Consider the following 22,354-nt stretch of genomic DNA (forward strand, 5'->3'; position numbering starts at 1 on the left):
CTGTGCGCGTGGGCACCGCACGGGAGGGTTCCGGGCCGCCACCGGTGTGTCGGGTGGATCGTTGTGGCCCACCTGTCCGCGCGATGGTCGGGTACGTCGACGGCGGAGGCTCAGACGACGACGGCCTCGGGGTGTTCGCGGGCGTAGGCGTCCTGACAGCCCTGGGAGCAGAACCCCAAACGCCGTCCGTCGTCCTCCATGACCAGGCTGTTCCTGCCGTCGGCCACGGTCATCCCGCAGATCGGGTCGGGCAGCCGACCCTCGGGTACCGGTGCGGAGGTTCCGCTCTCCCAGGCGGTGCGGAACTCCTCGGTGAGGAAGGCCAACACGTCGGCTCCGGTGGCCGGACGCCCGTCCAAACCGAGGCTGCCGTCCGGAACACCGTCGACCCGCACCCACAGGCTGCCGCGCGGACGCCGCCTGCCGTGGTGGTCGTCCAGCCGTTTCACGGCGGTGCGCACCAGGCCGATGAAGGTACCGGCGGCCTCCTCCCGCCACGCTTCGGGCACGGTGAGGGTGATGATGAGCGGCGGGGCGACGTCGTCGGGCAGGGGCCCGTCGCCGGTCCACCAGCCCCGTAGCTCCCGAAAGGCGATGTGGGTGGCGGTCCGCGCCCGGCGGATGGTCTCCGTCGCGTGTCCGTGGGCGTCGAGGAACAGGTCGACGACGGCGCGGGAGACCAGTTCACGATCATGGTCGTCCAGGCGCCCGGTCGGGTGGGCGATCTCGATGAGAAGCATGGGTCCGCCTTCCGCTGGGGGCGACCCGGTGGCCGCCGCTGGGATCCAGCCTGGTCGGGGTGGCGGCGGCGCGGCAATGACCTCGCAGGTCAAGCCTCGGAGGTCTCGCCGAGTTCGCGCAGGACACGGCGGGTGTGTTCGTTCGCGGGGAAGAAGGTCTCGATGGCGATCTCGTCGAGGGTGACGTCGCGCGGGGACCCGAACACGGTCACCGCGTAGACCAGGCTGAGCCGCCCGAACCCGGTGTCGAGCAGCATCGGCGCGACCAGGTCGCTCTCGGGCCCGGGCACCTCCTCGGTGGGTCGCGGCGGGGGCGGGTAACCCTCCAGTTCACGGAGCAGGTCCACGAGCGCGGGGTCGGCGGTGCGTTCGTACTGACGGCGTACCCGCCGCAGGGTGAGAGAGCGCCACTGGGCGTGGTTGACCAACTGGTGGGAGAGCCCATCGGGGTGCAGGGTGGCCCGCAGCATGTTCGGGCGCGGTTCGCGCAGTGCGGCCGGAACGGCCTGGAGGAAGCGCGACATGGCCCGGTTGGCGAGCAGTAGGTCCCAGCGGGCGTTGACGGCGACGGCCGGGTGGGGTTCGTGCCCGGACAGGACCGCGTCGACGGCACCGCGCACCGCGCCGAGATCGTCGAGGGGGCGTTCGGGGTGGGCGGGTGCGAACCCGGCGGCCAGGTACAGGTCGTTGCGTTCGCGCAAGGGGACGTCGAGTTCTTCGCAGAGCCGGTCGATCATGTCGCGGCTGGGGCTGGACCTGCCGGTTTCGAGGTAGCTCAGGTGCCGGGTGGAGACCTCGGCGGCGATGGACAGGTCGAGCTGGGACCGTCGACGGCGCTCACGCCAACGGCGCAGGTGGACTCCCACGGGTTCGTGTGCGTTCATCGCTCCAAGGTAGGGCGGGCCGGGGCGGCCCGGGGGGACCATCACCCGGCCGCCCGACTCAGCAGGTTCCGATCTCCTGCCAGGGACCCCACTCGGAGCTCTCCGGCGGTGAGACGTGGCCGGTCCACCAGATCGCCTCGTACTCGCGCCCCTCGTGGACGACCCGCGACCCCTCGGAGTAGTTTCTGCCCTCCGACCAGGGCTCGGAGGCGCACGTCGCGGGTTCGGGCGAGTCCGTCTCGGGCGACTCTTCCCCCGGCTCCCGGTGGTCTCCGTTCCGGGGGTCCCGGTCCGGGCCGTCGTCACCGCGGTCGTGCCGCTCGTTCCCCCGATCCGAGGTATCGTCTCGCGGTTGCTCGTCGAGGGTCTGGACATCTTCGTCCTCGGGGCCGGGCGAGACCGTCAGGACCACGGTGGACTCGGGCTCGACGATCGCTCCGGCGGTCGGGGACTGGGAGACGACCTCTCCTTCGGGGCTCTCCGACTCCTCGGACACCACCACCTCCGCGGCCAGACCGAGGGATCCGAGGGCCGCGAGGGCCTCCTCCTCGCTGCTTTCGACCAGGTCGGGCAGGGTAACGCCCTCGCTGACGGTGAGGGTCACGGGTGTGTCGTAGTCCACCGTCTCCTCCGCCTCGGGGTCGGTCTCCAGCACGGTCCCCGAGGGCACGGAGTCGGAGGCCTCCTGAGTGACCGTCACGTCCGTGAACCCGAGGTCGGCCAGGGCCTGACGGGCGTCCGCCTCGCGTTCGTCCACCAGATCGGGCATGGGCAGGCGCTCGGGGCCGATCGCCACCACGATGGTCACCGGGTCGTTCTCGGCGAGGGAGGCGCCCGGTTCGGGGGTGGTGGCGGCGACCAGACCCGCGTCCACGTCGTCGTCGTGGACCTGGTCGTAGGAGACGTCTGGGGAGACGGCGAGTCCGTCGATGTGTTCGGTGGCGTCCTCGGGGCTGATGCCGACCAGGTCGGGCATGGTGGCCACGACCGGTGTCGCCTCGGTTCCGTCGTCTGAGGAGGTGAGGGTCCAGGTCAGCAGCGCGGCCACGAGGAGGAACAGGACGACGCAGGCGGACGCGAGGAAGAGGGTGCGGCGGCGCCTCGTCTTCTGGGCCGGTGACTCGTGCGCGGAACCGCTGGAACCTTCGGAGGGGTCCGTGGGGCCACCCGTGGAGGGGGCCGACGACGCGCCGGACGCGGCGTGTCGGCCGGGGGCGGCCGGGAGGCGTTCCCGTACTCGGCGAACCAGGGCCCGGTAGCGGCCCGCGTCGCGCGGGCGGTGGTCGGGGTCGGCCGCGGTGGCCTTGTCCACCAGCAGGGCGAACTCGTCGCCGGCCTCGAACAGCGCGCCGTCGTCCTCCCCGGCGCCCGGCCCGGCGATCATGACGCGCAGCAGCTCTCCCACGGCTCGGACGTCCTCGCCGGGGTCCGTCATCGTTCGGGCGGGAGCGGTCACCAACGGCAGGAGGCGCACCGAACCGTCGTCGGCCAGGAACACGGTGTCGGGACCGACCGCGCCGTGCACCAGCCCTTGGTCGTGGAACTCCTCCAACAGCGACAGGAGGGTGTCGATCACGTCCAAGGCCTCGCGCCTGGAGACGCGTTCGCCGAACCGGCCGCCGACGATGTCCTTGAGCGGCTCGCCCGCGGGTACGTCGCAGACCACCCACGCGCGGCCGGCTTCGACTCCGTGGTCCCGGGTCCTTGGCAGGACGGGATGGTCGATCCCGCGGAGTCGTCCCCAACGCGTCGCGGGCTCGTCCGAGTGCTCGGTCACGGTCTCGTCGAGCAGGACGAGGACAGGCGTGTCGGCCACGAGGTCCCGGGCCTCGAACAGCAGTGTGTGGTCGTCCACGCGGATGCCGGCGGCGCACCGGTAACGGCCGGCCAGGGGCGCCGGGGGAACCGGGGGAGGGTACGCCGAGGAAGCGTGGGTGGAGGTCTCCATGAAGGGAATTCTATGGAGTCTGAAAGGTCTGATCTCACACCTTTAGAGTGGAAACGGGTGATTCGTCGGACGGGGTCGCGTGGTGCCAGGTGGCGGCCGTGCCGTGGCCGAAAATCCTTCGACAACGCGGGGCGCCCTTGCGAGGCTTGCCGGCATGGGAGATTTCAGTAGGGCCGAGCTACGGCTGATGCAGGATCTGTCCCAGCGGGTGTCGGCGCGGTGGCCGGAACTGGTCAACGGTGACGCGACCGTGGGTGAACTGGCCTGGGTCTGGGGCATGGCCCAGGACACCTTCGGGTCGTACTGGCGGCGTCGGCTGTGGTTCGACGAGGACCGGCCGGTCGCCTGGGGGTGGGCACGCCTGCCGTACCGGATCCCGCGCGACGACGGGACGTTCCGTGAGACGAGGTCGGCCGAGCTGGTCTGGCAGACGGACCCGGACCGGCCGGAGCTGATCGACGAGGTCCTGGACTGGTACGACGAGGTGGCCGGTGACGTCGACCGGACGATGACCGTGCAGGTCGCCGACGCCCGGGCGCGTCAGCGGGTCGAGGCGCACGGGTTCGTGTTCGACGTCGAGGACGGGGGCGACGAGGGGCACTGGCTCCAGACCAACGAACGCGACCTGGTCGATGTGCCGGAACCGGTGCTGCCCGAGGGGTTCCGGTTCGTGACGGCCGAGGACGTGTCGGCGGCCGGAGTGGTGAAGGCGCATCGGGACGCCTGGCCGAACTCCCGGTTCACCGAGGCGGGGCTGGAGCGGATCCGGGAGACCTGGCCGTACCGGGGTGACCTGCACGTGCTGGTGGAGGCGCCGGACGGGACCCTCGCCGCGTCCGCGATCATCTGGCTGGACGAGGTCACGCGCTCCGCCGAGTTCGAGCCGGTCGGCACCCACGTGGACTTCCGGCGTCGGGGGTTGGGTTCGGCGTTGCAGCTGCACGGCATGCACCGGGCCAAGGCGGCGGGGGCGGAGCGCATGGTGGTCGCCTGTCTGGGCGCGCCGGCGCACCCGTCCGCACGAGGGCTGTACTACGGCGTGGGCTTTCGTGAGTTCACCCGCGACGTGCCCTACGTCAAGACCGTCGGGTGAGGCGGGGCGACGTCGTTTCCGCTGGATGGGCGCGGGGTAGGGGCGCGAACACATGGTTCGCAAAAGGTGCAAATCAGACTTTCGATTCGATCTCCGGCGCCCGGGGCCGGTCGTGTCGACGCGCACCTACCCCACCGCTCGAAAGGGGGCGGAGGACATGCAGCAGGATGCCCAGGATGATCACGGTGCCGGTGGTTCCGCGCGTCGTCGCACCCGTCACGGGGGCCGCAAGAGGCACAAGGGGCCGGGGATGCGGCCCGAACAGGGGCCCGAAGCGGAGGCCGGGCTCGTGGAACAGCCCCGTGTGGAGAAGAAGGCGCCGCGGACACGTGAGGAGCGATCCGCCCGCCCCTCCACAAGGGACGATCCCGATGTGTACCTCGACATCCCGGTCGTGAAGGTCGACGAGATCGAACTCGACGTCGAGGACCTCGCGGCGTCCGTCTCGCTGGAGGCCGACGTGCTGGACCTGCTCAGACTCAAGGTGGGCGTGGACGTCGAACTCGGCCACGTCGGACTCACCATCAAGGGGGTCGAGGCACAGGCGCTGCTCAAGGTCCAGCTCGACAACGTGCGGGAGATCATCGCCCGGGTCCTCAAGACCATCGACTCCAACCCGCAGATCATCGAACACGTGGTCCGTGGCGTGGGCAGGTCGCTCGAAGAGGTGTCGGAGGGCACCGGCGCGGCCGTCTCGGAGGCCGGGCGGGGCGCCGGTGACGCCGTCGCCGGGGCCGGGCAGGGAGCCGGAAGGGCCCTGGAGGAGACGGCGGGCGCCGTCGGCGACGTGGTGGGGGACTTCGACGAGGAGGACGACGGATGAGGCGCCGCCGCGAGGACGAAGCGGATGACGTGGATGACGTGGACGACGTGGAGATCCGTGCGTCGGCGTCGGCGGAGGAACTGCTCTTCCATGAGGACCCGGACGTCCGGACCCGTGTACGAGGGGCCCCCGATCGAGAGAGCCTCTCGGCCCGTGAACGCGACGGCCTGCCTTGGCGGGTGCGTGCGGGCGAGGTGTATCGCGGCGTCCACGTCGACTACCGGCTCGCCGGTGCCGTGCGGGCTTCGGAGGACGACTCCGAACCCGAGCATGGGGATGACGGCCGCGAGAGCGGAGCATCGGCGAGCGGGTGAACCGACCGACACCGTCCGAGCGGCCCGAGACCGGTCGGGAGTCGTGGCTCCTCCCGACCGGCCGCCCTCTCGGTTCACACGGTCGAGGGGGTCTTGGATTCCTCCGCGTCGGCCGAGCGTCGGGACGAACGCACCCGCGCCACCACCACGATGCCCACGGCCAGCAGGATGACGGCGTAGATGCCCAGGGTGATGGGGCCGGTGAACATGACGCCCACGTCGCCCTGACCGATCGCCAGCCCGCGTCGCAGCTCGCTCTCCGCCAAGGGACCGAGGATCACGGCGATGAGCACCGGCGCCAAGGGGATCGCGTAGCGGCGCATCATGAAGCCCAACAGCCCGAGCAGGATGAGGAGCCAGAGATCGGTGATCGCGTAGGAGGAGGCATAGACGCCGAGCGCCGCGAAACCGGTGATCCCCGCGTACAGGTACCTCTTGGGGATGAGCAGCAGTTTGGCCCACAGCGGTGCGAACGGCAGGTTCAGGATCAGCAGCATCACGCTGCCGATGAACAGGCTCGCCAGGAGCGCCCACACGAGGTCGGCGTTGCGTTCGAACAACAACGGTCCGGGCTGCATGCCGTACTGCTGGAAGGCGGCGAGCATGATGGCCGCCGTGGCCGAGGTCGGTAGGCCGAGCCCGAGGAGTGCCCCCATGGCCGTGCCCGCGGTCGCGCTGGCGGCCGCCTCCGGTGCCGCCACCCCTTCGATGGCGCCCTTGCCGAATTCGTCGGGGCGCTTGCCTCGGCGGGCCCTGAGCTGGGATAGCTTCCTCTCCGTTCCGTAGGCGAGGAACGTCGGGATCTCCGAGCCTCCGGCCGGGATGGTGCCGAAGGGAAGCCCGAAGCTCAGACCGCGCAGCCAGGCCGGGATGGCGCGGCGCAGGTCGCCGCGTCCGAGCCAGAGCGTCCCTCCCGTCTTGACCGGTCGGGCGTCGGGCCCCTGCCGGTGGATACGGGAGGCGACGTGGAGCACCTCTCCCAGGGCGAGCAGGCCGACGGTCACGGTGACGATGCCGATGCCCTCGAAGAGGGAGGGCACGCCCAGGGTGAACCGGGCGGCGCCGCTCTGCGCGTCGATGCCGACCATCGCGATGCCCAACCCCAGGGTCAGCGCGATGAGACCGCGCACCATGGACTGGGCGACGACCGCGGACGTGGCCACGAAGGCGAACACCGCCAGCGCGAAGTACTCGGCGGGGCCGAACCGCAGGGCGATGTCGATGATGACGCCGGAGAAGAACGCGACCACCGCCGTGGAGACCACCGCGCCGATGAACGCGCCGATCGCCGAGGTGGCCAGGGCCTGGGAGGCCTTGCCGCGCCCGGCCATCTTGTGGCCTTCGATCGCGGTGGCGATGGCCGAGCTGTTGCCCGGGGTGTTCATCAGGATCGACGTGGTGGAGTCACCGAACAGACCGCCGTAGTAGACGGCGGTGAACATGATGAACGCGCCGGTGGGATCGAGTTTGAAGGTGACCGGGAGCAGCAGGGCCACGGCCATCGCCGATCCCAGGCCGGGAAGCACGCCCACCGCGGTGCCGAGCACCACGCCGACGAACGCCCAGAGCAGGTTCTCGGGGGTCAGGGCGGAGGCGAAACCGCCGCCCAGGAGCATGAGGGTGTCCATGTCAGAGAAGCCCTCCCAGGATCCCCGAGGGCAGGTTCAGGCCCAGCCCCGCGACGAAGGCGAGTTGGACGACGGCGGAGTAGACCAAGGCGACGGCCGCCTCGAACAGGGGCCGTTTCCCGCCGAAGGCCCAGCTCACGCCGAAGAACAGCAGGGCTCCGGACAGCAACCAGCCCAGGGGTTGCAGGAGCAGGGTGAAGGCGACGACCGCCGCCAGGACCATGCCGACCGTACGCCAGTCGCTGTGGGGAACGGTGTGTTCGGGTTCTCGGCGCACCTCGGCGGGGGCGCTCGCGAAGGTCTGTCCGGGGTCTTCGACGGACTCGTCGACCACCTCGGCGTTCTCGGATCCCTCCTCCTCCGGCGCCGTGGTCGGTCGGCGGACGATCTGGAGTACGAGGAGCGCGCCGAGCACGACCATCAGTCCGGACACCAGGCTCGGGAAGAGTCGGGGGCCGGGGCCGGTGGAGGTGTCGGGGACGTGCATGGTCAGGGTCTGGGAGGCGAGGAAGACGCCGATGCCGATGACGAGCACACCGACGAAGAGCTCGCTGCGACCCCTCCACCAGGGATCTGGTGTGTGGTCCGTCGCGTCGCCCGACGAAACGGGCGACGCGGATTCTCTGAGTGGGTTCATGACAGTCCCAGGTCCTCGGTGACGTCGGTGATACGGGTGATCTCTTCGCGCAGGAACGCCTCGAACTCGGGACCGGACTGGAAGGTGTCGTCCCACTTGTTGCGTTCGAGGGTGTCCCGCCACTCCGGGGTGGCGACCATTTCCTCCACGATGGCAGTGAGCTCCGCGCGTTCGGCGTCGGTGATCCCCGGCGGCGCCATGAAGCCGCGCCAGTTGGGGAGCACTGCCTCCACTCCCTGTTCGGGGAGCGTGGGATGATCCTCCAGGCCGGTGACCCGCTCGTGCGCGGAGACGCCCAGGACACGGAGGGCGCCCGTCTCCACCTGGTCGCTGAACTCGTTGTAGCCGGAGACGCCCACGTCGATGCTGCCCGAGAGCAGTGAGGTGAGGGCCTGGGCGCCGCCCGCGAAGGGGATGTAGTTGACGTCCGAAGGGGCGATGTCCTGGGACTGGGCCGCGAGCCCGGCCAGGAGGTGGTCGGTACCGCCGAGCGATCCGCCACCGACGGCCACCGCGCCCGGGTCGTCCTCCCAGGCCTCGATCAGGTCGCCCATGTCCTGGAGGGGGGAGTCGTCGCGGACCACGAAGACCTCGTAGTCGTCCGCCACTCGGGCGATGGGCACCACGTCCTCCAGCGTCTGGGCGGAGTCGTTGACGATGATGCCGCCGATCATGACGGTTCCCGTGGTCATCAGAGTCGTGGCGCTGCCCTCCCGCCGCACGGTCTGCGCGAGGCCGATGGTGCCTCCCGCTCCGGGCAGGTTGAGGACCTGGGTGTTGGCCACGATGTCGTTCAGCCGCATCGAGTGCTGCGCCTCTCGCGCGACGAGGTCCCAACCGCCGCCCGGGTCGGCGGGCACCACGATGTCCACTCTTGCCCGGGCCTGGGAGTCGTGCGTCTGCGAGAGCGCGGCGTTCACCCCGGCGGCACCCACCACGAGCGCCGCGCACACGGCCCCCACGGCGCGCAGGGTCCGCTGCTTGTCCATCTTCACTCCCTCTCGATCCGCATCGGTCCATCAGGTGGACCTAATGGGCCGCTGATTGGTTCAGAGAATGATGCAAATCACTCGGGTCGGTGTCAATGCGTCCCGGAGATCTTTCCTTAACGAAGTCGTCACGTCAGGCGGTTCACCACCACTTTGAAGTGAGGAGTGCGCGGGGGTGCGGTGGTCGTCGGGCACTGGTGGATCGTGGCCCCTTGGGCTAACCTGTTGCGCATCGAACCATCTAGTAGTCCAAGTGGTCCGTCAGGTGGACCAGGGCGGGAGGGTGATGGCCGGGGAAACCGAAGGGGGAGTGCGCAGTGTGGTGCGCGCTCTGGACCTGCTGGACCTCTACGACGAGAGGAACCAGCGCTACACCACGCGAGAACTGGTGGAACTGACCGGACTGGCCAAGACCACCGTCTTGCGACTGGTCGGGACCCTCGAACAGCGCGGCCTGCTGTGGACCGGACCGGACGGTCGCGTCGGAGCCGGTCCGGGGCTGCTGCGCTGGGCGCGTCTGGCCCACGCGATCTGGCAGGTACCGGAGACCATTCGCGCGATCATGCGAGAGCTCACGGTCGAGACATCCGAGACGGTCAACCTGTACGTGCGAGCGGACACCGTTCGTGTCTGCGTCGCCCAGGAGGAGGGGCCCCAACGGCTCCGCCACGTCGTCAACACCGGTGAGGAGATGCCGCTCTGGGGCGGCGCCGCCAGCAAGGTCCTGCTGGTCGGGGTCCCCACGTCGGTGGTCCGACGGGTCGCCGCCGCCTCCCCCCAAGGACCGCGGTACGCCGATCGACTGCTCACCGAGATCGACGAGGCCCGGACCCGAGGCTTCGCGGTCAGCCACGGCGAGCGCGAGAACGGCGCCTCCGGTGTGGCCGCACCGGTGTACGGCGCCCAGGGGGCGACCCCCGTCGCCGCGCTCGCCGTCGGCGGGCCCACGGCGCGTTTCACCGATGCCGCGGTCCGCGTCTTCGGCGGTGCCGTGAGCGAGGCGGCCGAGCGCATCGGTCGGATCGGATTCGAGCCCGCCTCGCAGAACACGGCCTCGGACGAGAAGGAGAAGAGATGAGCCCCTCGACGACGGCACGGGACGACCTGCCCTTGGCGGGAATCCGTGTCCTGGACCTGACCAACGTCCTGGCCGGACCCTTCGCGGGATACCAGCTCGCGTTGATGGGGGCGGACGTGGTCAAGGTGGAGGTCCCCGGGGCGGGTGACCTCGCACGGCAACTCGGGGCCTCACCGGAGCTGAACCGGGAACGCCTGGGCGCCTCCTTCCTCGCCCAGAACGCGGGCAAGAGGTCCCTGACCCTGAACCTGAAGTCCGACGAGGGGCGGAAGGTGATGGAGCGCCTGATCGGCGACGCGGACGTGCTGGTGGAGAACTTCCGTCCAGGGGTCATGGACCGCCTGGGGTTCGGCTGGGACGAACTACGCGGCATCAACCCGGGGCTGGTGTATTGCGCCGTCTCCGGTTTCGGGGCCGATGGTCCGCTGAGCGATCGTCCCGCCTACGACCAGATCATCCAGGGACTCTCCGGCATGATGGACGCCACCGGAACCGAGGAGAGCGGCCCCCTGCGCGCGGGTTTCCCCATCGCCGACGTCATGGGCGGACTGGCCGCGGCGTTCGCCATCGGCAGCGCCCTGGTCCGGCGAGAACGCACCGGCCGAGGCTCCCACCTGGACGTCTCCATGCTGGAGACCGCCATCACCGCCCTGGGCTGGGGCGCCTCCAACCACCTCTCGGCCGGCGTGGAACCCACCAGGATCGGAAACGAGAACGCCACCGCGGCGCCCTCGGGCACCTTCTCCACCGCCCAGGGCATGCTCAACATCGCGGCCAACAAGCAGGAACAGTACGAGATCCTGTGCCGGCGGATCGGCGCCCCCGAACTCCTCGACGACCCCCGCTTCGCCGCACGTGAGAGCCGCAAGGCCAACCGCGCCGAGCTGCGCGCGGCGATCGAGGAACACCTGGCGAAGCGGACCGCGGTCGAATGGGAGGAGATCCTCGCCGCGGCCGGGGTCCCCGCGGCCCGGGTCCTCAGTGTTCGCGACGCCCTCGAACTCGAACAGATCGACCACCGCGGCCTCGTGCGCACGCTGGCCTTCCCCGGGGACGAGGAACGCGAACTACGGGTTCTCGGCACCGGCGTACACGTGGACGGAGCGTCCCTGGGCCCGGACCGGTCACCGCCCCTGCTGGGAGAACACACCGATCAGGTCCTCCACGAGGCCGGATACGAACAGACCGACATCGACGCGCTCAGAGAGGCCGGTGCGCTGTGACCGCTGCGAACGACCAGGCGATGACCCACGAGGAGATCGGCGACTGGTGGTCGAACTCCCTGACGCGGATCGCACCGGGTGAGATCGAACTGCGCGGCTACCCGGTCCAGGACGTCATCGGCCGCTACGGATTCATCCAGGTGGTCTGGCTCATGCTCCGGGGGGAGCTTCCCGAGCCGGCCCAGGCCCGCATGCTGGAGTCGGCGATGGTGGCCGGCGTCGACCACGGCCCACAGGCGCCCTCCATCGCCGCCGCCCGCATGGCCGCCACGTGCGGACTGGGGCTCAACAACGCGGTGGCGACGGGGGTCAACCTCCTGGGTGACGTGCACGGAGGCGCCGGACAGCAGTGCGTCGCGCTCCTGAACCGGATGGCGGAGTCGCGCTCCGGCGGTACTGACGTGGACGAGGTCGCCGAGGCGATCGTCGCCGAGTACCGGGAGAAGGGTGCCTACGTGCCCGGCTTCGGGCACCGCTTCCATCCACGGGATCCCCGGCGGGACCCGCTCCTGGCCATGGTGGAAAGGGCGGTCGAGGACGGGACCGTCGACGCGGGGCCCCTGGAATCCGCGCTGGCCCTGGAACGGGCCTTGGAACAGCGCGGGGGGCGGCCGGTCCCCATGAACATCGACGGAGCCACGGCAACCGTCTACGCCTCCCTGGGCTTCGACGCGGAACTGGCCAGGGGGCTCTTCGTGCTCTCCCGTTCGGTCGGCATCCTCGCGCACGCCTGGGAGGAGAGCAACAGCGGGGCCCGGATCAAGGGCCCCCTCCCGCGCTCGGTGCTCGCCGGTTACACGGGCCCCGAGACCCGGATCCCGGGTGAGCGCGGCGACGACTGATCCTCGCGGGAGGCCTCGCGTGCGGGCCGTGGATTCCGAGAAGGCCGATCCTTGCGACCGGTCCGACCGATCAGCCCAGGGCGGCGAACATCATGATGTTCGCCGCCACGTAGATCACGGTCGCGACCGCCAGGCCGAGGAGCATCACCCAGACCGCGGGCCTCCTCCTGGCCAGGCGCACGATGGCCCAGACGGTGACGATCAGCCAGATCATCCAGGGCGAGAACATCATCAGCGGGAGGGCCACATCGACGGCGGTGCCGCATTCGCTCCCGCAGCTCGCGGTCGCCATGATCGAGAAGAAGCCCCAAAGACTCGCCCCGAGACAGACCGGCGGCGCCAGGCAGATGAGGACGATCGTGATCACTCTGTCCGCGGTCGAACCTTGCTCGTGCCGCGGCACGGCGCCCGGTCGATGACCGGGCCGGTGGGCGTTCGGGGGGACCCCGAAAGGGGATGCCGGCTGCATGAGCGTCATCATGCCACGCGCACGGGTCGACTACCAGGGTGATCGCCTCGTGGTTCCATCACCGTTCATCCTCCGTCGATCATCTCCCCGGTCCGGACGAAGCGCCCTGACCTCGCGACGTCGTCGCCGGTCAGGGCCCTTCACCGTCGGCTGCGGCTCCCCCATGTCGCCGTACTCGCCGAGCGGGCTTCGTAGGCGCCGGCGGGGGAATTGTGACGATGAGGGTCATCGGGTCGTCACCGGCGACTCCTGCGCCCTTCCTTCGCGTACCCAGACGACGACCACGGTCGCCAGGACGAACACGACGGGAATGAGGAGGTGAGGGCCTCCGGCGCCCTCACTTCGCGCGACGGAGAACTCACCGCCGCCCGCCAGAAGGGTGTTCAGGATCGCGGTGAAGGTGTTGTTGGCGATGTGCCAGGCGATCGGGGCTTCCAACCCTCGGCTTCGGATGGCCATCGTGGCGGTGGCCAGACCCAAGAAGACGTGGTAGCCGAACAGCCACGGGTCCGAGGCGAAATGCGAGACGGCGAAGAGAACGCTGGACACCACGACGCCCAGGCCGAGCGCGAGCCGCTCGGGCCTGACCCACGACGCGACGGCCGGCATGGTGGCGCCACGGAACATCAGTTCCTCCGCCGCCGCGGTCAAGGGCGTGGTCAGCACCATGATCACGATGAGCGATCCGGTGGTGCCGGTGATGCCGAAGCCCACCCATGGTGTGTGGTCGATGGCGAAGACACCCAGTGCGGCGTTGCCGAGCACGGTGAAACCGAGGGCCCAACCCAGGTAGACGGTGAGTCGACGGAAGTCGAATCCTCGGCGATGGCTCAACACCTCACGCCACGAGACCCTCGCGAAGGCGGCGACGATGGGCACCGTCAGAAAACCGGTGACGATCATGCTGATGTTCACCGCGAGAAGACGCAGCGGACCGAGTGTTTCCGACTGCTCGCTCGGCCCTTCGATGATCGTCGCGACCTGGTACAAGCCGACCTGCACAATGATCATCGCGATCGGCGGCACGAGGATCACGATGAGCGACTTCCATCGGCTCATCGAGAGATGGGCGCCGAACCGGCGTTCGTTGATTCCGGTGCTGCTCGAAGACATTCTCGGTTTCCTATCGTGTCGGGCCATCGACGGGACTTCGGTCGCGATGCGCGCCACCACGATAGTACATCGTACTAGTACGTAGTACTAGAGATTCTGTTGCGGCATACTGGAGGCAAGAGGAGACCTTCATGACGACGACACCACCGCTCGATACACGCGAGCGGATTCTGGCGGCCGCTGCCGCGATCCTCGCCGAGGACGGCGTCACCGCACGACTGACCGTGCGGGCGGTGGCCGCTCGTGCCGGTGTGAGCATCGGGTCCATGCGCTACCACTTCCCGACGCAGCAGGAGTTGCGAGATCAGGTCATGGAACGGGTCGGTGAGTGGCTCGCCCCGACGGAGTGGATGCGCGACGCCTCCCTCTCCGGACACGAACGTCTCCTCCGGAGTCTGCGTCAGGTGCTCACGCGTGCGGGCACGGGACAGCAGGCGCGTGACGCCATGGTGGCCGCCGTCAACGCGTTCGTCGCCGTAGAACAGACCGATCAGGTCAGGGAGGCGCACCTGTCCATCGAACGCGACGGTCAACGACGCATCGAAGGATGGCTCGACACGCTCTCGAAGGAGGGGCTCCTCTCCCCGGACGACGTCCCTCGAAACGCTCGATTCCTCGGGACGGTTCTGAACGGCCTCGCACTACAGCGAGCCTTTCCGGCGATCGACGCGCTCGTGGAGGTGGAAGAGCAGACCCTTCGGGTGGCGGTATCCGCGGTCCTTCGGGCCGAGGGCGACCAAGCTTGAGCCGTACCCGCGACGATCTCTCCCCGACCCTTCCAGGCCGGTGTCCCTTCGTCTCCGGGGCGGGCTCCGGGACCCCGACTCCGTCAGGGAGGGGTCAGTGGGTGATGGCGCCGGTGGACGCGGAGTGGACGAGTTTCGCGTACTTGCCGAGGACGCCCTCCGGGAACCTGTTGGGCAGAGGTCGCCAGTGCGCTCGTCGCGCCTTGAGTTCCTCCGGGTCGACGTGCAGGGCGATGGTGCGCTCGGCGATGTCGACGGTGACACGGTCCCCCTCGTGGACGAACGCGATGGGTCCGCCCTCGACCGCCTCCGGGGCGATGTGACCCACACACAGGCCCGTGGTGCCGCCGGAGAAACGCCCGTCGGTCAGCAGCAGGACGTCGCGGCCCAGCCCCGCGCCCTTGATCGCGGCGGTGATGGCCAGCATCTCCCGCATCCCCGGGCCGCCCTTGGGGCCCTCGTAGCGGATCACCACGACGTCCCCCTTCCGGATCTCACCGGCGCTCAACGCCTCCATGGCCGCCTGCTCGCGTTCGAACACGCGCGCGGGGCCGGTGAAGACCGTGGTGTCGAAACCCGCGGTCTTCACGACCGCTCCCTGCGGTGCGAGTGATCCGCGCAGAACCGTGATGCCGCCGGTGGGGTGGAGGGGATCGTCGAGGCGGCGAAGGACGGTTCCGTCGATGGGGCCCGGTGCGAGTTCTCGGAGGTTCTCCGCGACGGTCCTGCCCGTGACGGTGAGCGCCTCACCATGCAGCAGACCCGCCTCCAGGAGCGACCTCATCAGAACGGGGATGCCGCCGACACGGTCGACGTCGTTCATGACGTACCTGCCGAACGGTTTGAGGTCGCCGATGTGGGGGACGCGGTCGCAGATCCGGTTGAAGTCGTCGAGTTCGAGATCGACCTTCGCCTCATGGGCGATGGCGAGCAGGTGCAGGACGGCGTTGGTGGATCCGCCGAGCGCCATGACCACGGTGATGGCGTTCTCGAACGCCTGCTTGGTCATGATGTCGCGCGCGGTGATCCCCTGTTCGAGCATGGCGACCACCGCCTCACCGGACCGGTGCGCGTGGTGGTCGCGACGCCGGTCCGCGGACGGGGGAGCGGTGGAACCCGGCAGGCTCATACCCATCGCCTCGGCGATCGCCGCCATGGTGTTGGCCGTGAACATGCCACCGCAGGCGCCCTCGCCGGGGCAGATGGCGCGTTCGATCCGATCGAGGTCATCGACGCCCAACCGCCCGGCCTTGCACGCCCCGACGCCCTCGAAGGCGTCGATGAGCGTCACGTCCTTCTCGGTGCCGTCGGCCAGCTTCACCCATCCGGGCGCGATGGTGCCCGCGTACATGAAGACGGAGGCGAGGTCCAGGCGTGCGGCCGCCATGAGCATGCCGGGCAGCGACTTGTCGCAGCCGGCGAGCAGGACCGATCCGTCCAGGCGCTCCGCCTGCATGACCGTCTCGACGGAGTCGGCGATCACCTCACGTGAGACGAGGGAGAAGTGCATGCCCTCGTGACCCATGGAGATGCCGTCGGAGACGGAGATCGTGCCGAACTCCAAGGGGTAGCCGCCGCCCGCGTGCACGCCCCCCTTCGCCGCGCGCGCGAGACGGTCCAGGGAGAGGTTGCAGGGGGTGATCTCGTTCCACGAGCCGGCGACGCCGATGAGCGGTTTGTCCCAGTCGCCGTCGCCCATGCCGACCGCTCGGAGCATGCCACGGCTGGGGGCGGCCTCGATGCCGTCGGTGACGGTGCGACTGCGCGGTTTCGGATCGATGCCCATATCGGTGTCTCGCATGGACTCGTCGGCGGACCGGTGCACGGATTTCCTCCCCCTTGAGTTCGGTGTGTTCCGTGCCTTTCCGGTTCGGGGGCCCGCCAACCCTGTCGGGGCGAAACCGGTGACCGGAATTCACCAGGGCGGGACCGTGAGCCCACGGTGCTCACACCGAGCTTCGGCCATCGGCCGGGACGCCTTCCTCAACGGGAGACCTCACCCGAGACGGTGTCCGGTCCCGACGGTATGGCCACCACCGCAGCCGATCCAGCATCATCGGCCATGTGAACCGATCGACTGAATGCCTTCCACCACGTGGTGGAAGCGCCTTCATGCGGGAGCCTCTGAAACGAGGACATGGGGGGAGGCTCCGAGGGCGGTCAAGAGGCGCTTCCGGATTCGCTGCTTGCGCTGCTCGAAGAACGCGGTGAATTCGGTGAGATCGAGCGGCAGGCCGTCGAGGTCGTTCTCGGAGAGGTAGGTGGCGCGCTTGCCCTGGTCGGGGAGAGCGGTATCGATCCAGTCTCCGGGGAGGGTGTCCTGCTTCTCGATGTTGGCGGTTCCTGCGAGTAGTTGGAGGTTGGGCAGCAGGTTCACCGCTGTCAGATAGTCGTCGATCTCGTCGTGAGGTATTCCGGCTTCGGTGAGCTTCTTCTTGGTGAAACGGGACTTGGGGAAGATGTGGTCCTCGTGGAACTTCTTGCTCAGGTCCAGGCCCGGGTACAGCACCGACAACACGGAGAAGGTTCGCCGTCCGGAGTACTTGAGGTTGAGCAGTTCGTCGATCTCGCTGTTGTCGAAGGTGAGGCCCTTTCCGACCGCCGCCATCGCCTCCTCGACCGCGACCACCGGGAAGGAGTTTGTGGTGTTGGCGCTCAGCACATCGCGGATACGGGTGAGCAGGGTGTCGAGCCCCGAACCCCAGATACCGCGCTTGACGAGTGAACGGGTCACCCATCGCTGCAACGCGAGCCGGTCGGCGGCGTCCGCGGTCGAGTCCAGATAAGAGTCGCCCACGCCGCGCAGGTGCAGGTAGTACGCGATCGGTGTGATCACGCTGTTGGCGGTCAGGTTGCGCTCGTTGTAGCCGAACTGCTGGAGCAGGGTCGCCGCGCGAAGGAGCGCGCCCTTGATCTGCGGCCAGGCCGCCTCCACCTTCGCCATGTTCGCCTGGGTGAAGTTGGTGACCTTGAACTTCACGTCAACGGCGGTGATGGTCAACGCGGTCTTGAGCACCACGTCCTTGGAGAAGGAGAACTGCCGTCCGGCGTTGTTGTTGATCTCGCTCACCAGTGAGCGGACCTCCTCGCGGGCGTCGAGCTCCTTCCACTGGTTCGTGGCCATCGACATCAGCAGGTCGGAGTAGGACAAGGTGGTGCCGCCGCTGTTGACCCGAACGAAGATCTCCAGCACCTTGTCGGGATCCTGGTCGGTGACCAGGAAATAGTTCATCGGCTTCAGCTCCCGTACCGCCTGGTAGAGGTCGTACAGCCGCTGGAACGCGTCCTCGTCCCCGGCACAGCCTCGTCGACCCAGTTCCGCCATGATCGCGGGGCCCGAGTTGGCCAGGTCGAGTACCGCCCCGACAGGGAACCACTTGTGCACCTCACCTTCCCCGGGTGTGGCGTCCTGGTGGGTCAGGAAGCGCAGGTCGTACTTGGCCCCCAACTCCTCGTCTTCGGGAGGATCGATGAGGTTCAGGTAGAGCCGCTTGACGGGGAACGCGTCGGCGCTGTTCCACCACGCGTACTTCTTTTTCTCCGCGAAGCTGCCGTACAGCGCGATGTTCAGGGCGGTGAGGCGCTGCTGGCCGTCGAGAACGGCGGTGGTACCGCTGCCGTTGGGAAGAGTGGCCTTTCCCGCATAGGGATTGTCGCGTTCGTGGTAGTTCGTCAGGAACTCGTAGAAGGTGTACGACCGTGCGGTCTCGGGCTTGACGTTCCATAGTAGGAACGAGCCGACAGGGTATCCGCGCATCAAGCTGTCGACGAGTCTGATGATCTGGTCGGTGTTCCAGACGAACTCACGCTGGATCGCGGGCATCAAGTACTCGCGCCTGTGGACGGTGGCGAGCATCTCCTCAACGCTGAGGGGAGTCTGGAAGGCCATGCGGGGTTACCCCTTGTCGATTCGGATTCGTGCCGGCGGCCGCGGTGGCCGGGATCAGGGGGTCGCGTCTTCGACGGCGATCACGCCCTCGTCAGGACCGTAGCGGCGCCATTCCTTCCGAAGTTCGATTCCGGTACGGGACAGGGAGAAGTCCTCGTAGTGGCGGAACGCGAAGACGGCTTGCTTCATGTGGGTCGTGGGCTCCGATGGGGGCGAACGACGACCGGTTTCGAAAGATACCAGCGGAATCGGTGGTGACTCCGCCTCGATCGACCGATCGCGTGTAGACCACCTCGGGTTCGTCCGCCATGGGTTCGAACCGATCTCAGTGGCGTCAGAGGTGGGAAGCCCGGCGGTGGTTCCTCCAGGCCGCTGGGGAATCTGACAGGTCGCCCACCGGCCCGCCGGGATCATGGTGGTGACCTGGCTGAGGGGTTCTGTACCGAGCCGGGTCTCCTCGGTCATGGAAGACCCGGCGTCGGGGCGACGGCCACACCGCTATGGCCCGCTCGGCCGAATCGCGGCTATGTTCCTCGATCTCCGGCCTCTCACCGGCCGCGGATCTTGCGGCCGTACTCGGTGTCGGGGTGCAGCAGGGCGTCCGCGACGCGGCCTCCGGAGTCCTTGGCGCCACCGCCGAAGTTGAGCGTTCCGGAGGCATTGGCGCTGGCCGCGACACCGTCCCAGTAGCGGGCTTCCCGCTCCCAGCGGACCGGTTCGAGCAACCGCATCAGCTCCTCCCCGGAGATTCGACTTCCGGGGACCGCCCAGCCGGTCGCCTGGTGGGCGGCGATACCGAGCCCGGCGAGGACGGCCGGGGTCGAGACCGCGCCACGAGTCAGGAAGTGCGGGTACAGGACGGTGATCAGCTCGGACAGGAGCGGCAGGAGTTCGCGCTCCGCCTCTACGGCGCCGACCCCGTCGGGCAACTTGTCCTCGTGCACCGTGGTGGAGGACAGAGCGAGTCCGTTGCGTCCATGCAGTGCGGTGATCACGAGTACTCGTAGGGCGGAGAGGGTGACGACCTCCGGGTCGGTCCTGGTCAGCTGCCGCTTGCGGGCCTGGACGAGCTTGGAGAACGAGACGATCTTTCCCTCGTGCTCGACCTTCACGGCGGATGCGACGCTTCGGGCGAGCCGCGTGCCGATGTCGCGCTGGTCCATGGACATGGCCAGGTTCTTCGCGACGGGCACGCCCTCGACGTTGCGGTCGTAGAAGATCTGGCGCGCGTCCTCCACACTGAGCCCGAAGTACAGCTCGAAGGGCATGCGTACGGTGCTGAGCCTCTCGTACGTGACCCCGAAGCGCTCGGGGTCGTCGTACAGTTCGTGCCAGGCGGTGAGCTGGGTCTCGCCGTCGACGGCGATGACGGGAGAACCCGGCAGCACGGTGATCGTGCGAATGCCGCTGCCGGGCACCAACTCGTCGCTGACCGCGCCGGGACGGCCGTCCAACCAGAGGGTCACGGGTGGAGTGGACCAGCCCGCCCCGTACTCGTTGTTGAGGCCGGCGGCGATGTAGGCGGCGTAGGAGGTGACGTTGCGGCCCTTCTGGGTGGACTTCAACATGCGCTGCACCAACGCACGCACCTCGGCGTGGCGACGGATCGTTCCGGAGGCGTACTTCAGGGCTCGCCTGTCCTCTCCGAGCTTGGGGGAGGGAACCAGTTGCAGCAGGGTCGCGAGCCCCATCGTGCCGATGACCGCGTCCGGGCGGAACGGGGTCACGATGAGCTGGATGCCTTCGATGTTCGCGGTCGGCATGGAGACGGTCATGGGTGGAGGTACCTCTCGATCGCAAGGCGCAAAGGCCGGTTGGGCGTACGACTGTGTCGTTTCTCGTGCGGGCGGGGACGGCCGGATGGTCAGGCGACGTCGCCGACGAAGTAGACGGTCTCGCGCACCTCGTCGTCGAAGTCCTCCCAGTCGCTGAGGGTCAGCTCGACCTGGAGGTAGGACTCCTCCTCGGGGAGCGCGCAGCCGTAGCCCGCGGTGGCGGTGCGCCCGTCCATGACGGTGGAGGTGAACCCGGAACCGGTGTCGTCGGTGTACACGTCCTCGGCGGTGCGGCCCTCCTCACCGACCTGGCAGTAGACCGACAGGTAGGTGAGGTCGACGGGGCCGCCGGTGCCGTTGTCGAACTGGATGTCGAAGTACACGTACGGCGTGTTCTCCGGGGAGTCCCACTCGCCGGAGACGCGGCGCTCGATGCCCGCGAGCCGGACGGTGAGGCCGTCGGTGTAGACGTACTCCGAGCCGAACTCCTCCTCGACGCTGGTGGGCGTCTCGTCGGCGGCCTCGTCCTGGACGGCCTCCTCGCCGGCGGCGTCCTCGCTCTCCCGGGTGTGCTCCAGGTCCACGATCTGGCTGTCGTCGGGGGCGCCGGCGCAACCGGTGGCCAGGGCGGCCAGGCCGAGGGACAGGGCGAGGGCGAAGGTGTTCTGAGCGGACTTCACGAGGGGTCTCCTCCATGCGTGGGGTGGCGGCCGGTCGCGAGTGCTACCGGCCCCGCGCCGCCCTGCCTGAGCCGGGGATGCGCGCTGACAGGTCCAGCATGCGATCCCGGGCGTGAAGTAACCACTTTCTGATCTGATAACAGGGGTTATCGAATAAACCTGGAACCAAAGAGACTGCTGGTCCTTCACGCACGCGAGGGGCCGGGGAACCCGTCGCCCGCCTCGACCCACCTGCAAAATGTCGACGATCGACGACATTTTGTATAGGATTGTTTCATGGGGAGCACACGATCCAACGTCACCGCCGCCACCGTCGGCACGGTCATCAGAGACGAACGCAGATCTCAGCGACTCACTCAGGTGCAACTGGCGCGGAGGGCGCGTGTCAGTCGCACTTTCCTCATCGCATTGGAAGAGGGCCATCCGCGTGCGGCTCTTGGTAAGGTCCTCGACGTCTTCGACGCTTTGGGGTTGAACCCGTCCGTCGACGCCGCGCCCAAGCGGGTCCCCGGGCCCGCGGACTCGCGACGTCGCGAGTCCGCGGACAAGGTCCTGGAACGATCCACTCCTACCACGGCGACCGCATCCGATACCGGGGTCGAGCAGACGCTCGCGCTGATCGAGAAGGGTCAACAGCTCGCAGGGCATTTCCCCTCGGACCAGGCCATGGACCGCGCGCGCCGCGTGCTCGAAGGCCACACCACGCTCACCGACGCTCGCGCTGAACTGGCCGCCAAGTACAACCACAGGGACAAGTGAGGGAATCGGCCTTCGACGACAGGTACACCATTCCTCACAGCGGGGGAGTGCTGCGTAACCAACTCGGGCTGAACAGCCATGAGCGGCTCGACGAGGCCATGAACGACTACGCCACGCTGGAATGGGCGGCGATGAGCCTGGAGCCGATGCCACGGAATTTCGACTTCGCCTACCTGGCCTCGATCCACCACAAACTGCTCGGCGACGTCGTCGGTGATGACGTCGTAGGGCATTGGGCTGGACGGATCCGGCGCAACGCCGCGCCGATGGGCGCGCTGAACACCGGGATCGTCTATGCCAGGGAGGAGTACATCCAACCAGGCCTCGACGACGTCTTCGGACAACTGCACCGCCAGAGGTACCTGACCGGACTGGATCGTAAGCAGTTTTTCGGCGAGCTCTCAGAGAGTTGGGGCTACCTGACTCAGATCCATCCCTTCCGGGACGGAAACACCAGGTCCCAGACCGCCTTCGTCGATCGGCTCGCCGTCAACGCCGGGTACCCCATCGACTGGATGAGCATCGATGTCGACGTGTTGAGGGAATTGCGCTTCCGAGCCATCGCCGACTCCACCTCCTTGGCCTCCTACCTGGAACAGCGGGCCATCGACACCCCTGACCCATACCGCCAGGCCACGGCCAGTGCCAGCGCGCTCTCGGTCATCACCGGGATCGAGCAGCCACCATGAGCGAACCGGTACTCCCCGCCGCCGAAACGCGAGGG

22 protein-coding genes are annotated in these 22,354 nt (G+C 68.5%); 9 read left to right on the top strand and 13 right to left on the bottom strand.

What is annotated here, in order from left to right; genetic code table 11:
* Positions 1-110: 110 nt before the first annotated feature.
* From ABZ717_RS08580 to ABZ717_RS08590, 3 genes are all read right to left on the bottom strand, one after another.
* Positions 111-740: a hypothetical protein gene (locus ABZ717_RS08580; protein WP_358507357.1), complete on the bottom strand. Its 630-nt coding sequence runs from the start codon at positions 738-740 to the stop codon at positions 111-113.
* A gap of 89 nt (positions 741-829) precedes the next feature.
* The gene (locus ABZ717_RS08585; protein ID WP_358507359.1) at positions 830-1,624 is read right to left on the bottom strand and encodes a helix-turn-helix transcriptional regulator; all 795 of its coding nucleotides are present in this window, start codon (positions 1,622-1,624) and stop codon (positions 830-832) included.
* 58 nt (positions 1,625-1,682) lie between these two features.
* A complete protein-coding gene (locus ABZ717_RS08590) occupies positions 1,683-3,572 on the bottom strand; it encodes a PASTA domain-containing protein (RefSeq protein WP_358507360.1) in 1,890 nt (629 codons plus the stop codon).
* Positions 3,573-3,726: 154 nt separating this feature from the next.
* Here ABZ717_RS08590 and ABZ717_RS08595 point away from each other — a divergent pair, with 154 nt between their 5' ends.
* From ABZ717_RS08595 to ABZ717_RS08605, 3 genes are all read left to right on the top strand, one after another.
* Positions 3,727-4,665: a GNAT family N-acetyltransferase gene (locus ABZ717_RS08595; protein ID WP_358507362.1), complete on the top strand. Its 939-nt coding sequence runs from the start codon at positions 3,727-3,729 to the stop codon at positions 4,663-4,665.
* 157 nt (positions 4,666-4,822) lie between these two features.
* Positions 4,823-5,488, top strand: coding sequence for a hypothetical protein (locus ABZ717_RS08600; protein ID WP_358507364.1), 666 nt, complete (start codon positions 4,823-4,825; stop codon positions 5,486-5,488).
* Positions 5,485-5,802, top strand: a complete 318-nt coding sequence (locus ABZ717_RS08605) for a hypothetical protein (RefSeq protein ID WP_358507366.1) — start codon at positions 5,485-5,487, stop codon at positions 5,800-5,802. Before ABZ717_RS08600 ends, ABZ717_RS08605 begins: the two co-directional genes overlap by 4 nt.
* Before the next feature lie 74 nt (positions 5,803-5,876).
* On the opposite strand, the gene ABZ717_RS08610 is transcribed toward ABZ717_RS08605, so the two are convergent.
* From ABZ717_RS08610 to ABZ717_RS08620, 3 genes are read right to left on the bottom strand one after another with little or no spacing between them, the layout of a single operon-like run.
* The gene (locus ABZ717_RS08610) at positions 5,877-7,430 is read right to left on the bottom strand and encodes a tripartite tricarboxylate transporter permease (protein ID WP_358507368.1); all 1,554 of its coding nucleotides are present in this window, start codon (positions 7,428-7,430) and stop codon (positions 5,877-5,879) included.
* 1 nt (position 7,431) lies between these two features.
* Complete coding sequence (locus ABZ717_RS08615) at positions 7,432-8,067, bottom strand: tripartite tricarboxylate transporter TctB family protein (RefSeq protein WP_358507370.1); 636 nt, start codon at positions 8,065-8,067, stop codon at positions 7,432-7,434.
* Positions 8,064-9,056: a tripartite tricarboxylate transporter substrate-binding protein gene (locus ABZ717_RS08620; protein ID WP_358507372.1), complete on the bottom strand. Its 993-nt coding sequence runs from the start codon at positions 9,054-9,056 to the stop codon at positions 8,064-8,066. Before ABZ717_RS08620 ends, ABZ717_RS08615 begins: the two co-directional genes overlap by 4 nt.
* A gap of 286 nt (positions 9,057-9,342) precedes the next feature.
* Here ABZ717_RS08620 and ABZ717_RS08625 point away from each other — a divergent pair, with 286 nt between their 5' ends.
* The 3 genes from ABZ717_RS08625 to ABZ717_RS08635 are packed head-to-tail and all read left to right on the top strand — an operon-like array spanning position 9,343 to position 12,199.
* A complete protein-coding gene (locus ABZ717_RS08625; protein ID WP_358507374.1) occupies positions 9,343-10,134 on the top strand; it encodes an IclR family transcriptional regulator in 792 nt (263 codons plus the stop codon).
* Entirely contained in the window at positions 10,131-11,357 is a 1,227-nt protein-coding gene (locus ABZ717_RS08630) for a CoA transferase (protein ID WP_358507376.1), read from the top strand. The genes ABZ717_RS08625 and ABZ717_RS08630 overlap by 4 nt, the downstream gene beginning before the upstream one ends.
* Complete coding sequence (locus ABZ717_RS08635; RefSeq protein ID WP_358507378.1) at positions 11,354-12,199, top strand: citryl-CoA lyase; 846 nt, start codon at positions 11,354-11,356, stop codon at positions 12,197-12,199. The genes ABZ717_RS08630 and ABZ717_RS08635 overlap by 4 nt, the downstream gene beginning before the upstream one ends.
* 70 nt (positions 12,200-12,269) lie before the next feature.
* On the opposite strand, the gene ABZ717_RS08640 is transcribed toward ABZ717_RS08635, so the two are convergent.
* Both ABZ717_RS08640 and ABZ717_RS08645 read right to left on the bottom strand, forming a co-directional pair.
* Positions 12,270-12,566 carry a hypothetical protein gene (locus tag ABZ717_RS08640; RefSeq protein ID WP_358507380.1) on the bottom strand — a complete coding sequence of 99 codons (297 nt, stop codon included), beginning with the start codon at positions 12,564-12,566 and terminating at the stop codon, positions 12,270-12,272.
* 327 nt (positions 12,567-12,893) lie between these two features.
* Positions 12,894-13,781: a CPBP family intramembrane glutamic endopeptidase gene (locus tag ABZ717_RS08645; protein ID WP_358507382.1), complete on the bottom strand. Its 888-nt coding sequence runs from the start codon at positions 13,779-13,781 to the stop codon at positions 12,894-12,896.
* A 131-nt stretch (positions 13,782-13,912) separates the two neighbouring features.
* On the opposite strand from ABZ717_RS08645, the gene ABZ717_RS08650 reads away from it, so the two are divergent.
* Entirely contained in the window at positions 13,913-14,527 is a 615-nt protein-coding gene (locus ABZ717_RS08650) for a TetR/AcrR family transcriptional regulator (protein ID WP_358507384.1), read from the top strand.
* Positions 14,528-14,621: 94 nt separating this feature from the next.
* Here the strand turns inward: ABZ717_RS08650 and ilvD are convergent, their stop codons facing one another.
* The 5 genes from ilvD to ABZ717_RS08675 all read right to left on the bottom strand — a co-directional run bounded on the left by ilvD (position 14,622) and on the right by ABZ717_RS08675 (position 20,871).
* The gene (gene ilvD, locus ABZ717_RS08655; protein ID WP_358507386.1) at positions 14,622-16,328 is read right to left on the bottom strand and encodes a dihydroxy-acid dehydratase; all 1,707 of its coding nucleotides are present in this window, start codon (positions 16,326-16,328) and stop codon (positions 14,622-14,624) included.
* Between the two features lie 309 nt (positions 16,329-16,637).
* The gene (locus ABZ717_RS08660; RefSeq protein WP_358507388.1) at positions 16,638-18,416 is read right to left on the bottom strand and encodes a DUF262 domain-containing protein; all 1,779 of its coding nucleotides are present in this window, start codon (positions 18,414-18,416) and stop codon (positions 16,638-16,640) included.
* A 54-nt stretch (positions 18,417-18,470) separates the two neighbouring features.
* The gene (locus tag ABZ717_RS08665; RefSeq protein ID WP_358507390.1) at positions 18,471-18,605 is read right to left on the bottom strand and encodes a hypothetical protein; all 135 of its coding nucleotides are present in this window, start codon (positions 18,603-18,605) and stop codon (positions 18,471-18,473) included.
* Between the two features lie 359 nt (positions 18,606-18,964).
* The gene (locus ABZ717_RS08670) at positions 18,965-20,191 is read right to left on the bottom strand and encodes a hypothetical protein (protein ID WP_358507392.1); all 1,227 of its coding nucleotides are present in this window, start codon (positions 20,189-20,191) and stop codon (positions 18,965-18,967) included.
* Positions 20,192-20,280: 89 nt separating this feature from the next.
* Positions 20,281-20,871 (bottom strand): hypothetical protein, encoded by a 591-nt coding sequence (locus ABZ717_RS08675; RefSeq protein ID WP_358507394.1) that lies wholly within the window; start codon positions 20,869-20,871, stop codon positions 20,281-20,283.
* Positions 20,872-21,147: 276 nt separating this feature from the next.
* Between ABZ717_RS08675 and ABZ717_RS08680 the strand changes: the two genes are divergently transcribed.
* Positions 21,148-21,630, top strand: coding sequence for a helix-turn-helix domain-containing protein (locus ABZ717_RS08680; protein ID WP_358507396.1), 483 nt, complete (start codon positions 21,148-21,150; stop codon positions 21,628-21,630).
* Between the two features lie 47 nt (positions 21,631-21,677).
* Positions 21,678-22,319: a Fic family protein gene (locus tag ABZ717_RS08685; RefSeq protein ID WP_358507397.1), complete on the top strand. Its 642-nt coding sequence runs from the start codon at positions 21,678-21,680 to the stop codon at positions 22,317-22,319.
* Positions 22,320-22,354 lie beyond the last annotated feature (35 nt).

This window comes from Nocardiopsis sp. NPDC006832, assembly GCF_040635885.1.
In the GTDB taxonomy this organism is placed as follows: domain Bacteria; phylum Actinomycetota; class Actinomycetes; order Streptosporangiales; family Streptosporangiaceae; genus Nocardiopsis.